General features: G+C 42.8%; 12 protein-coding genes. All 12 read right to left on the bottom strand.

Annotation, left to right across the window (positions count from 1 at the left end):
- Nucleotides 1-3: 3 nt before the first annotated feature.
- Nucleotides 4-846, bottom strand: a complete 843-nt coding sequence (locus DFP79_RS09600; protein WP_133503735.1) for an OmpA family protein — start codon at nt 844-846, stop codon at nt 4-6.
- Nucleotides 839-1,576, bottom strand: a complete 738-nt coding sequence (locus tag DFP79_RS09595) for a motility protein A (RefSeq protein WP_133503734.1) — start codon at nt 1,574-1,576, stop codon at nt 839-841. The genes DFP79_RS09600 and DFP79_RS09595 overlap by 8 nt, the downstream gene beginning before the upstream one ends.
- Entirely contained in the window at nt 1,576-2,640 is a 1,065-nt protein-coding gene (locus DFP79_RS09590) for a protein-glutamate methylesterase/protein-glutamine glutaminase (protein ID WP_133503733.1), read from the bottom strand. Before DFP79_RS09590 ends, DFP79_RS09595 begins: the two co-directional genes overlap by 1 nt.
- A gap of 24 nt (nt 2,641-2,664) precedes the next feature.
- On the bottom strand, nt 2,665-5,028 hold the full coding sequence (locus DFP79_RS09585) for a chemotaxis protein CheA (protein WP_133503732.1): 2,364 nt from the start codon (nt 5,026-5,028) through the stop codon (nt 2,665-2,667).
- Nucleotides 5,029-5,040: 12 nt separating this feature from the next.
- Entirely contained in the window at nt 5,041-5,832 is a 792-nt protein-coding gene (locus tag DFP79_RS09580; protein ID WP_133503731.1) for a protein phosphatase CheZ, read from the bottom strand.
- Nucleotides 5,833-5,845: 13 nt separating this feature from the next.
- Nucleotides 5,846-6,226: a chemotaxis response regulator CheY gene (locus tag DFP79_RS09575; RefSeq protein WP_013662334.1), complete on the bottom strand. Its 381-nt coding sequence runs from the start codon at nt 6,224-6,226 to the stop codon at nt 5,846-5,848.
- Between the two features lie 58 nt (nt 6,227-6,284).
- Nucleotides 6,285-7,022 (bottom strand): RNA polymerase sigma factor FliA, encoded by a 738-nt coding sequence (locus DFP79_RS09570; protein WP_133503730.1) that lies wholly within the window; start codon nt 7,020-7,022, stop codon nt 6,285-6,287.
- Between the two features lie 101 nt (nt 7,023-7,123).
- Entirely contained in the window at nt 7,124-8,407 is a 1,284-nt protein-coding gene (flhF, locus tag DFP79_RS09565) for a flagellar biosynthesis GTPase FlhF (RefSeq protein WP_133503729.1), read from the bottom strand.
- 115 nt (nt 8,408-8,522) lie between these two features.
- Nucleotides 8,523-10,649 carry a flagellar biosynthesis protein FlhA gene (flhA, locus tag DFP79_RS09560; protein ID WP_133503728.1) on the bottom strand — a complete coding sequence of 709 codons (2,127 nt, stop codon included), beginning with the start codon at nt 10,647-10,649 and terminating at the stop codon, nt 8,523-8,525.
- 28 nt (nt 10,650-10,677) lie between these two features.
- Nucleotides 10,678-11,811 carry a flagellar biosynthesis protein FlhB gene (gene flhB, locus DFP79_RS09555; protein WP_133503727.1) on the bottom strand — a complete coding sequence of 378 codons (1,134 nt, stop codon included), beginning with the start codon at nt 11,809-11,811 and terminating at the stop codon, nt 10,678-10,680.
- Nucleotides 11,804-12,586 (bottom strand): flagellar biosynthetic protein FliR, encoded by a 783-nt coding sequence (gene fliR / locus DFP79_RS09550; protein ID WP_133503726.1) that lies wholly within the window; start codon nt 12,584-12,586, stop codon nt 11,804-11,806. The genes flhB and fliR overlap by 8 nt, the downstream gene beginning before the upstream one ends.
- A complete protein-coding gene (gene fliQ / locus DFP79_RS09545; protein WP_133503725.1) occupies nt 12,587-12,856 on the bottom strand; it encodes a flagellar biosynthesis protein FliQ in 270 nt (89 codons plus the stop codon).

Raw genomic sequence — 12,856 nt, 5'->3', positions numbered from 1 at the left:
GGCCTAATTAAACAAGTAATCGTATAGATTATCCGTTCTTAACTTACTGATTTTTAGCGTAACTCGCCGATTTTGGGCTCTTGACTCGTCATTTCGATTTCTAACTTTTGGATGCTCACTTGAAAAACCAATCGGCGCGATTAATTTAGGGCTCACTCCTCGAAAAACCAGCTCATCGACAACTGCTGAAGCTCGTAAACTAGACAAAGACCAATTAGAGGAAAACGGAGCTGCTCGAGCGATAGGTTGATCATCGGTATTACCTTCTACAAGAACGGGTGAAGGGTAAGAGTTCAATATATTTGAGATGACAATTAGCAGAGCCACAGCTTCGTTGGTTAACTCATATTCACCTTCGCCAAATAGGAGGCCAGACTTCAGCTCAAGACTAATCCAACTGTCATTTTCTGAAATTGACACTTTTCCTGACTGAGTTAAAGAAGCGAATTGCGATGAAATAACTTCATTTAACAAATCATATATCTGGGACGGCGTAGAGTTATCAGGTGAGCCTTCCTCACCTTTGGAAATAGACTCTTCTGCATTTTCAGGATCGACTTCAAGAATCTCTTCACCATCAGGTTCCCCCACGATAGGCTCACCAATATTAATGGGTTTTACCGATTTCTGCACCGCATCAAAAACGCCATTCAGGGTTTCGGTTAACAGACGCTCGTCACCTGCTTTATCTAAAGAGATCGAATATAAGGCCACAAAAAAAGCAAACAACAAAGTAATAAAGTCTGCATAAGAGAGGACCCAACGATCCTTCCCCTTATCAGACGAATTTCTAGGATTATATTGCGCTCGTCGCCTACGAGCTAAGGATTTTGAGCGCTCATTCATAGCCGCTCAATTCAAGGTCAAGCCTTTGAGGGTGCTTCCCTATGGCAATTCCATGAACCCCATCTATCAACAGTTGGTTATAAAGCAATTCCTGATCACAATAATTAGACAGTTTTTTGGAAATAGGAAAGACAACAAGATTAGCAAAACCCTGTCCATACAACGTAGATACAAATGCGACGGCAATACCATGTCCCAGCGCTTCAGGACTGTCTAAATTAGCCATAGCTTGTATCAGCCCTAAAACAGACCCCATTATACCCAATGTAGGCGCGTACCCGCCGATTGACTCTAAAAAACTAATGCTGATATGTCGCTTATCGCGAATTCGAATGGCTTCCTCATGAAGCCTATCGGACAACATATCAGGATCTGCTCCGTCAATCGCCATTTGCAATGCTCTCGTTGCAAAAGGATTGCCCAGTGCAGCGATGTCTGCATCCAAAGACACGAGAGAAAGGCGACGAGCTTTGTTGGAAAGAGTTCCTATTAGCAGTCTGGCTTTTTGAAGATTAAAAACAGGAGGGAAGATAGACCACTTAAGCAATTTAGCGGCCTCTAACGCGTCGGTAAGTCGACTTTGCATCAAGGTGGCGCCCATACTGCCAGCAATAACAATTATTGCAGATGGGAGGTTAAGGAGGAGAATGACCTCTCCTCCTCCAAGCCAATTTGCTAGGAAAACCGAACAAAATGCAACCAGCAGACCGCCTATGGTCAGGAAATCCACTAGAAAACCTCTTTGATAATCCGATCACCGATGTGCTCTAGATGGATAATATCATCGGCAAGGTTCGCTTTTTCTACCGCCATTGGCATACCGTATATAACACAAGAATCTTCACTTTGAACCCAAACACGAGATCCAGTATCTTTTAACATTCGAGCGCCCTCTCTGCCGTCTGCCCCCATGCCAGTCATAACAACCGACAATACTTTACCGGGGTAACATTTAGAAGCCGAACCAAAAGTTACATCTACAGAGGGTTTATAGTTAAGACGCTCATCACCTTGCAAAATCCGTACGCAACCGCCGTTCCTAGGGTCAACCATCATTTGCTTACCACCAGGCGCAAGAAGAGCAACCCCAGGTTGAAGTTTATCGCCATCTTGCGCTTCTTTAACTTGAATCTGGCAAATATGATTAAGACGTTCTGCAAATGCGTTAGTAAAGGCTGCCGGCATATGCTGAACCAAAACAAGCGGAGTAGGAAAGTCCTTAGGAAGTCGCTTCAATACAGTTTGCAAAGCCATTGGCCCACCTGTTGAAGTTCCTATTGCAACGAGCCCCACTTTTTTGCGAGCGCGAGGAATAATAACACCGCGCTCAGTAACAATATTTTTAGGCGCTGCTTTTTTTGCAAGAGGCTGAGCGGGACCTTTACTCCCACCTAGCCTCGTTCTAGCAACAGTGATTACTCGTTCTACAAGTGTGTGTTTGACTACCGCAGAATCTCGAGATATATCTTCGAAATTCTTTGGCATAAAGTCAACAGCACCTGCTTCCAGTGCATCCAAGGTTACTTGAGCACCTTCATGAGTCAGCGAAGAAAACATTAGTACTGGCGTAGGCTTTAACTTCATGATGTTAGTAACAGCCGAAATGCCATCTAAAACAGGCATTTCGTAATCCATTGTTACAACATCAGGAGATAGCGACTGAACCTTTTCTACTGCCTCTTTGCCATTATTTGCTGTTCCAATTACCTTCAGGCGAGGGTCAGCATCAAATATTTCAACTAATCGGCGACGAAAGAAGCCCGAATCGTCAACTACTAATACCTTTACAGGCATATGTTTACTCCTAACTCAGACCGATTATCGAGACGCATAATTCTTCAGCATGCTCGGCACATCCAATATCAGAGCAATCCGACCATCGCCCGTAATTGTTGCACCAGACATACCCGCAGTACCTTGCAGCATTTTACCGAGCGGTTTAATAACCACCTCTTCCTGACCAACGAGTTGATCTACTACAAACCCAACTTCGGTCATGCCCACCTGAATCACTACAACATGCGCTTCTTCAGGCGTTAAATTGTAATCGGCATTTTTAACCAACCAACTCTTGAGATGGAAGATTGGTAACGTTTTACCTCGAATAACAACAACCTGTTGGCCATCAACTACATTTGTCTTCTTGAGGTTCAGATGGAAAATCTCGTTTACGCTTACCAGAGGGAAAGCGAATGCTTGATCTCCTAAAGTCACCATCAACGTTGGCATGATTGCTAATGTTAAAGGTACTTTAATGCTAAAACGCGAACCTTGACCAAGAACAGATTGAATTTCCAACGTTCCGTTGAGTTGGTTAATCTTAGTCTTAACGACATCCATGCCAACGCCACGACCAGAAACATCTGTAATCTCTTGTTTTGTCGAAAAGCCCGGTGCAAATATCAGATTAAACGCTTCTTCATCTGACAATCGTTCGGCTGCATCAGCGTCCAAGACACCTTTCTCAACCGCTTTATTACGCAGAACCTGCGCATCCATTCCCGCACCATCGTCGTCGATCGACAGGAGAATATGATCCCCTTCTTGTTCTGCCGACAGTATTACATGTCCCATTCGCGGCTTGCCATTCGCCTCACGAACATCGGGAGATTCGATTCCATGGTCTACCGAGTTTCGAACCAAGTGGACTAGAGGATCTGCTAACGCTTCCACTAAGTTCTTATCCAAATCCGTATCTTCACCACGAAGCTCAAGATTAACTTCTTTCTTAAGGTTACGCGCAAGATCTCGTACCACTCGTGGGAATCGACCAAACACTTTCTTAATCGGTTGCATACGGGTTTTCATAACCGCATTTTGGAGATCGCCAGTTACCACATCCAAGTTTGCAACCGCTTTGGACATCGACTCATCTTCACTTTGAAGCCCCAAACGAACTAGTCGATTACGAACCAGCACTAACTCGCCGACCATATTCATTATGTCGTCTAGTCGTTTAGTATCAACACGAACCGTTGTTTCTTGAGCTACGGGGGCGTTCCCTCTTTCTTTAGACTCTTTAGGAGCCACTTCGGCTTTTTTGGGCACTGAAGCTTTTTTCGGGGATTCCGCTTTAGGTTTTGCTTTCGGTTTTGGCTTCGCATCTGATTTTTTAGATGCTTTTGCTTCTACCTTTTCTTCTTTAGGCGCCGCTTTTGAGGCAGAGCTCGCCTCGGCTTCTTTAGAAGGTGCAGCACCTTTGCCATGCAAACTGTCAAGCAAAGATTCAAATTCATCTTCAGTAATCAGATCAGATTCTGTACCACTTGATGCAGCAGCCGGTTTACTGGCTTCTTCAGCCTCTTTGCTTGCGCTTTTTGAATCTGTTGAAGAGTTGTCAGCCGGAGCTGAGTCGTCAACGCCTGGAGCACCTGCACCGTGCAATTGATCCAACAGCGCTTCAAATTCGTCCTCAGTGATGTCATCCGTTCCTGAATCTTGAGAATCAGCAGTAGGTTTAGTTGAAGCACTGCTTTTTTTCTCTTCAGCTTGATCAGCATCAACGCCAGGCGCACTTGAACCATGAAGCTGATCTAGCAAAGCATCGAATTCATCTTCGGTAATATCATCTGAATTACTTTCAGCATTTGAGGCTGGCTCATTTACATTGGCAGTCTCTTCAGGCGAAGCATCGCCTAGCGCATTGAGTAACGATGCAAATTCGTCATCAGAAATATCGTCAGAAGAAACATCACTTTGCTCACTCGAATGTTCAGAATCAGTTGTCGATTCCTCCTCAACCTCGTCCACATCTTCTGACTCTTCATCCGCTTCCGCCAACTCTTCTTCAGAAGGTGGTTTAGCATACTGACTCAAAGCACTAATAAGTTCAGGGTCTGCAGGCACTGGTTCTTGTCCATTACGAACCATTTCGAACATTTCATTCACAGAGTCAAGCGCTTGTAGCACGACATCCATCAACTCAGCATTAACGGATCTTTGACCATTACGTAAAATATCGAATACGTTTTCAGCGTAATGACAGCAATCAACTAATGCGGTTAATTGAAGGAAACCAGCGCCGCCTTTAACCGTATGGAATCCTCTAAAGATTGCGTTAAGCAACGCATTATCTTCGGGGTTTTGCTCTAGATCTACTAATTGTTCGGAAAGCTGCTCCAGGATTTCACCAGCTTCTACCAAAAAATCCTGTAGAATTTCTTCATCGACCTCGAAACTCATCCTCAGCTCCTCTTAGAAACCAAGACTTGATAGCAAGTCGTCTACTTCGTCTTGACTATTCAGTACTTCTGGGTTGTTTTCAGTATTTACTGCGGGACCATGACCTCGGTTTTCGTCACGTTCTTTTTCAGTAATTTCGTGCTCGAACCCTGAGATGCTATCCACGCGTCCCGCGACAGCTACCAAGTGAACCAGCTTTTCTTCAACATCTCTTATAAGCTCATTCACGCGGGCAATAACTTGCCCCGTCAAATCTTGGTACCCTTGCTCTAAAAGAATAGTATTCAAGTTGCCGTGTAAAGTATTAGCGCTGTTTTTGGTATAGCCCAAAAACGCGTCAATTCGCTTATACAACTCTCTGAACTCTTGTGGTGTTAGGTCTCGCTGAATTAAACGATTCCAGTCTTTATGCAGAGCCTCAGCCTGAGTTTGCAACTCACTTGCAACAGGTACACTGCTATCAACCATATCCATCGTTTTATTGGCTGCCGAGCTAGTCATTTCGATAACATACGTTAAACGATCTGAAGCATCGGTGATTCTAGAATTGTTATCTTCATCCGTGGTAACTTCTATAACGTCGTCAATAGACTCAATTTGAAAGTCTTTGATTGCATCATGCAAGCTACGAGTTAGCGTCCCTACTTCATAGTAAAAACTCTTATGACGAGCTTCACTTAATTCTTGGATGATTTTAATAGCACCACTAAAGTCGCCGGCCTCAAGCTTATTGAGTAAATCGACCGCCCCATCTTTTACGGTACTTTCGAAATCTCCTAGCTTAGATTCCTTAAAATCTGACATTCAAAGGCCCCTATTATTTCGCAGAATCAATTCGCTCAAAAATCTTTTCGATTTTCTCTTTAAGCGCCACAGCTGTAAATGGTTTTACAACGTAGCCGTTAACACCCGCTTGCGCAGCAGTAATAATCTGATCCCGCTTTGCCTCTGCAGTAACCATAAGTACAGGAATCGTCTTGAGTTTATCGTCCGCACGTACTGCGCGAAGCAACTCAATTCCTGTCATACCTGGCATATTCCAATCAGTTACAAGGAAGTCGATGGTTCCTGTCTGAAGAATCGGTAACGCTGTCGTGCCGTCATCCGCCTCTACCGTATTGGTAAATCCCAAATCCCTAAGTAAATTTTTGATGATACGTCTCATCGTTGAGAAATCATCAACAATCAGGATTTTCATGTTTTTATCCAATGCAACCTCCACACCACAAAGGTAGTATTTCAATACTCATATAATATTAGTCTCGCCAATCCGTTAATCTAGCTCTCAAACGCATAGCCGCCTGACTATGTATTTGACTTACTCTAGACTCACTAACACCTAGTACAGATCCTATCTCTTTAAGATTCAATTCTTCATTATAATAAAGAGACAAAACCAATTTTTCTCTCTCGGGAAGCTTATCGATTTCTACCGATAGTTGCTTTTGAAAACCTCCCTCTTCAACAACATCATAAGGCTGGGAATCTTCCGATTCGATATTTATTTCATTACTACCATGCTCACTTTCAAGCATCTCTTCGTAACTAAAAAGCTGAGTAGACATTGATGAACGCATAATCTCATGATATTCGTCAACGCTGATTCCCATATGTTCAGACACTTCATTGTCTGTAACATCTCGCCCTAGTTTACCTTCTAATTCTTTAATTGCTTCTGTTACGGCTCGACCATTTCGCCTAACAGAACGGGGTGCCCAATCACTTTTTCGCATTTCATCCATGATCGAGCCGCGTATTCTAATACCAGCATAAGTTTCAAACGACGCTCCTTTATTAGACTCAAAGCGCCTATATGCCTCTATCAAGCCAATCATGCCAGCTTGAGTCAAATCATCGACATCTACATGGCTAGGCAATCGAGCCAACAAATGGTAAGCAATCTTTTTTACAAGATAGCCATACTGTTGAACAATGGCATCCATTGAAAGAGCCGCTTTTTTCGAATAGGTACTATAACCGTGCTTTGATTGCATAAAACCGCGCTTCTAACCTTTTCCCGACACCGAATTATCAGTGCGCAACTTAAATGTACTACATCCAATTATTATATGCTGTCACTAATAACATATTTTTACTAACTCCCATACTTTAGTGACCCATACAACTGACCATACTGTTCTGCAGTGTAAACCGCACGACTAATTAAGTTGTGAGCTCGTGCCGGTTCAATATCATCAGGAATCCTTTGCCCGTCCGCAACAAACATAACAGGTAAATTTTCCTCTATAACAACGCTAATGGCTTCCCCCAACGATGCAGATTCATCTATTTTACTCAAAACACATCCATCTAATTCAATTTGAGAATAGACGTCTACTACTGTTTTTAGAACCTGCCGCTGACTAGTACAAGGTAATACCAGTAATTTTTTTAAATAACCTCGCGCTTTCTTCATCATTTTTAGCTGCCGCTCTAAATTCCGGTCCCTCGGATTCATACCTGCCGTATCAACTAAAACCAACGAATAGTTTGCGTATTTATCCAACACTTCATTTAAATCTGAATATTCATTTACTACTTCTACTGGCACATTCAGTATTCGTCCGAATGTTCGTAATTGCTCATGGGCTGCAATACGATAAGTATCTGTCGTAACCAGAACAACACTATCAGCGCCATTTTTCAATACATGTTGAGCGGCGATTTTACCTATTGAGGTTGTTTTTCCTACACCTGTCGGCCCCATAAATGCAATGCAACCATCCATTGGCGACATTTCCTGTCGAGTAACTGGTAAATAGTCCGCTAAAAACGAAAGCGCTTTCTTCCAATCATCTTCTCGACCAAGGAATGGAGTATTACTAATAATACGTTCTATTACTATATCGGAAAGTCCTAATTTGAGTAGTCTATTATGTATATGCTGTTCAGGCGACTCTGTGTAACTACTTTTGGAACTATTCTCTTCAATTTGTTCTTTTGTTTCTTTGAGCTCAGACTTTAATCTATCTAACTCCCTCTCCATTTCAACAAGCTGAGAGGATTTTTCAGAGTTTTTAATCGAGAGTGCTTCTTCAATCTGAGAAGGCTCATTTTTTTCCACCGAAGCAAACGCATCATTTGCAAACAACGAAGGTTCTGGCGTCGCTCTTTTCACAGGTGGCTGATTGTTACGAGCCTGCTCTAAACGTTCTTGGTAAGCTTTTTTAGGATCATTTGATGAAGAATAGCGTTGTCCGGGAGGCGCTGATGATAAACCAGAAGGTAACGATCCGTCATAATCGAGCGCCGTCGTAATCTCAATTTCACCGCTAGGCAATCTCTGATTAGACAAAATCACGGCATCAGGCCCAACAGCATCACGGACTTTCCGTATTGCTTGGCGCATATCGGGGGCTCTGAATCGCCTAATTTGCATAAAGTGAGAATTCCTTCGGATACTATTTTTCTTACAAATCCATAGCTTAACTCAAAGGTCTCAATAAATATAGCAACAAAATCAAGTGTATGGATATCTCTTCTTGACTAACATATTACTGACCAATAACACCAACAACCGCAATACGCTTATGGTCCGGCACTTCTTGATAAGAAAGAACTGCCATATTCACCATTCCAAATCTCATAAAACGCGCCAGCATTGGCCTTATAGGAGCAGAAACGACCAATATTGGTGTATTCCCCATTGCCTCCTGCTGTTCAGCAGACTGTTTCAATGAAGTTTGAAGCTGCTCCGCCATTGATGGCTCAAGAATAAGCGCTTCCTCGTTCTTAATCCCCGCTTGCTGACTCTGCTGCACTGTTTGCATTAACATTTTTTCCAACTGAGGATCCAAAGTTAGAACCGGGATTTCATCAACACCGTCAGCTAACGTTTGAATAATCATCCTTGACAAGGATGTGCGCACAGCCGCTGTGAGAACCATCGGATCTTGAGTTTTAGGCTGAACCCCCATGACAGCTTCTGCAATTGTTCGCATATCTCGCAAAGGAACACCTTCAATCAATAGGTTTTGCAGCACTTTAAGTAGCACACTTAAAGGAACGGTATTGGGAACAAGCTCCTCTGCTAACTTAGGATTATGCTGCTTTAACAGACCTAACAACTGCTGAACTTCATCATGACCGATTAACTCATAGGAATGCTTGAACATGACTTGGTTAATATGCGTGGCTACAACAGTACTGACATCAACAACGGTATAACCAAATGTTTGCGCTTGGTCGCGTTTTTTAGGATCAATCCATACTGCATCTAAACCAAAGGAAGGGTCCTTTCCAGGGATACCATCAATTTTACCAAAAACTTGACCAGGATCGATCGCCAACTCCTTGTCTGGATGCACTTCAGCTTCCGCTAAGCTGACTCCCATCAACGTAATTCGGTACGCATTGGGCATAAGATCTAAATTATCTCGTATGTGAACACTGGGCACCAAGAACCCAAGATCTTGAGAAAGTTTCCTCCTAACACCTTTTATTCGTGCTAGAAGCTCTCCACCTTGAGACTTATCAACTAAAGGAATTAATCTATAACCTACTTCCAAACCAAGCATATCTACTGGAGCAACGTCCTCCCAACTCAAATCCTTCTGCTCGGGTGCAGGCTTATCTTTAGTCGAGCCAGCTTTACTGACTGAAGACCCTGCCTTGCGACTAGAAGCCTCTTTCTTTTTACGATATTCCAGAAAATAGGCCAAACCACCTAAGGCTAGAGCAAGAGACAGAAAAGAAAAGTGGGGCATTCCAGGAACAATACCCATTATTGTCATTATGGCTGCGGCAACATACAACGCTTTTGTCGAGCCAAACATCTGGCCGTAGACCTGCGCCCCCATGTCACCAGATTCATTGACGCGAGTCACCATGATCGCAGCAGCAGTCGATAGCATCAAAGAAGGTAATTGCGCAACCAGCCCATCACCAATAGTAAGCAGAGAATATCGCTCTACTGCATCACCAAAAGTCAGGTCATACTGAAAGACTCCAATTGCGAGCCCCCCAATAATATTTATCGCAAGGATCATCATCCCCGCTACGGCATCACCTTTCACGAATTTAGACGCACCGTCCATCGATCCATAAAATTCTGCTTCAGCAGAAATTTCATTGCGTCGTTCACGCGCCTGATCCGCATCAATCATCCCAGCATTCAAATCTGCATCAATTGCCATTTGCTTACCAGGCATGGCATCCAACGTAAAACGTGCACTTACCTCAGAAATTCGGCCTGCACCTTTAGTCACAACCGCGAAATTGATAATCATCAAGATGGCAAAAACTACAAAACCAACAACGTAGTTGCCACCAATAACCACCTCACCAAATGCTTCAATGACTTTACCCGCTGCATCGCCTCCCTCATGTCCGTAAAGCAACACAACTCGAGTGGATGCCACATTTAGCGCAAGCCTCATGAGAGTCGAAACAAGAAGAACAGTTGGGAATACGGCAAAGTCCAAAGGACGCATTGAATAAATCGCGACAAGCAATACGACTATTGCGAGCGCAATATTAAAAGTGAACAACACATCGAGCAAAAATGCTGGTAATGGCAAAACCATCATTGCCAGCAATGCGAGCAAAATAAACGGAACGCCTAAGTTACCGCTAACAATACCTTTCGCCTGACCTAGTACTCGCTGTCTATCAAACTCCACTCATTCACCTATTTAGTATGCAATTTCTTTATTTTTGCCCATCCCACCGATAGTCTTGAGGCACTTCGAATTCAGGCATACTATTTGATTTATTTTGATTACCATTTTTTAATTGATAAACATAAGCCAATAATTGCGCAACGACCTGAAACAAGCCTTCAGGTATCTCTTCACCTATTTCTGTATGCTTATATATTGCCCTTGTAAGCTCCGGGGATTGTATCACAGGTATATCATAAAAATTTCCGATTTCGCGAATCTTCAATGCGATAAAGTCTCCACCTTTTGCCAACATAATCGGTGCTTGAGAGCCATTTTGCTCATATTTTAATGCAACAGAAAAGTGAGTCGGGTTAGTAATAATCACATCAGCCTGAGGAACATCCGACATCATTCTTCGCATCGCAGCCTGCTGTTGCAATTGACGAATTCGACCTTTAACCTGTGGATCCCCCTCGGCCTGTTTATGCTCATCCTTAACCTCTTGTTTGGTCATTTTTAGGTCGTTGGAGTGTTTCCAAATCTGATACGGAACATCGATCGCAGCGATAGCCACCAATGATAAAGATACGAAAATAAACGCCCACATAATTATTTCTAGGCCGTGCTCAATAGCACTTTGAATATTTTCGAAAGTTAGACCGTATATCTCTGGCAAGAAATGCATAATAACAAACGTAGCAATACTGCCGGCCAACAAAACCTTTAATACGGACTTAACTAATTCAACAAGCGATTGAACCGAAAACATTCGCTTTATCCCTGCAATGGGATTCATTTTACTAAATTTAGGAACAAGAGGCTCCCACGTAAAATTAAAGCCCCCCATGGCCACACTCCCTACGATACCCGCCACTGCCACCACAGACATAAACACCACAAGTGAGTCGATCATAGAAACACCCGACTCATATAAATGAAATATCATTTTTGCCTGATCAAATATATCTGATCGCGCAATTGAAAAGTTAAACAAAAAAACATTAGCCAAATCATTCGCAAGAAGAGTCCCTGTCATATACAAGGTTGTTGCGGCAACAATCAACAATGCAGCCGAACTTAAATCTCGAGACCGGGCAAGGTTTCCTTTCTCTCTAGCCTGATCAAGTTTTTTCGAACTGGCGTCTTCGGTTTTTTCTGAACCATCTTCATTTTCAGCCATTGACTGAGATCCCCCACGAGTCTTTCATCCAAAGGATAATATCTTCAAAGAACAGTCGATAAATATCTAAAAAATCCTCCAACATCATCCAAAAGAATACTAACGAAAACAATAGAATTACAGGAAAACCAAGCGCAAAAATATTCAATTGTGGAGAAGCCTTTGCAACGATACCAAACGATATATTCATAATTAGTACCGCTACCGCTAAAGGCAATACAATTAACAATGCCTTCTCAAACATCCAACCACCTAACTGCACTACATCCCAGTATTTTTCTGGATCAAAACCACTCCCGATAGGCCAATAATTAAAACTTTCCACAATATACTCAATCATCACATGATGACCGTTCGTTCCAATAAACGCCAACCCAACCATCGACAAATAGTATTGACCCAAAGAGGCGACCGTAACTCCATTTGCAGGGTCATTAGACATAGCAAAACCTAGCCCAGCTTTCATAGCAGCCAACTGGCCTGCGAGAGAAAAAAGCTGAAACAGTATTGTGACGATAAAACCTAAAATAAACCCAATTACAAGCTGCTCACCAATAACAGGAATATAAGCTGGCGAAACAGGGTCAAACGGCGGAGCTTCCACTATTGGAGTAATTGCCAAAGAGATCGCAAAAGAATAAAGAATGCGAGTTCGGGTACTGACTAGCTTGCTGCCAAATAATGGCAACGCCATCAAAAACGCTCCGATACGAAAGAAAGGAAGGGTAAAACTGACAGTAAAACTCATCAGCTGATCAACATTCAATTCGAACATTTACCCAATCATCATAGGTATATTTATAAATAATTGCGTTGTGAAGTCCATTAGCTTTGTTAAAAGCCAAGATCCTAAATGCATAATGGTAAAGATAGTTACAATGAGTCGAGGAAGGAATGAAAGTGTCTGCTCATTAATTTGAGTTGCGGCCTGAAATACACTCACCATAAGCCCCACAACCAGACTTGGCACCATTACAGCACCAACCAGCAAAACGATCAGGTAAAAACCTTGACCATACAAGTCCAATACTACCTGAGGATCCAC

It is taken from the genome of Marinomonas balearica, assembly GCF_004362145.1.
Classification (GTDB): Bacteria; Pseudomonadota; Gammaproteobacteria; order Pseudomonadales; family Marinomonadaceae; genus Marinomonas; species Marinomonas balearica.
Note: the sequence above shows the minus strand (reverse complement) of the source record. Positions and strands in the feature narration are given on the sequence as shown.